Genomic DNA, 294 nt, shown 5'->3' with positions numbered 1-294 from the left:
GTGCGGGGTTAACCACACTAACAGGGAATTTCTGTTGAGCGAAATAGTGTGCCACAGCCTCCCAATAAATACCTGTAGCTTCCATGCAGACATGGGCTATGGCCGCACCTTGCTTGTTGAGCCAGGCACTTAATTCCTGAAACCCTTGCTGATTATTTTGAATTACCTTGTGGCGGAATTTGCCAGTTGTCAGGCGCAAAGTACAATCTAATTTCAGCTTCGCGACATCAATTCCCAAATGAAAATCGTGCATACAAATCCTCTGATAACCTACCTTGTGAATACGGGCTGCCA

1 protein-coding gene is annotated in these 294 nt (G+C 45.9%); it reads right to left on the bottom strand.

Annotated elements, in window-relative coordinates:
• Positions 1-253 (bottom strand): IS110 family transposase (locus ACO0LL_RS30400; protein ID WP_422954548.1); only part of this gene is annotated, 253 nt, incomplete at its 3' end.
• Positions 254-294 lie beyond the last annotated feature (41 nt).

The organism is Undibacterium sp. TC4M20W (assembly GCF_049340245.1).
Lineage (GTDB): Bacteria > Pseudomonadota > Gammaproteobacteria > Burkholderiales > Burkholderiaceae_D > Undibacterium.
This window is presented reverse-complemented; position numbering and strand designations above follow the sequence as displayed.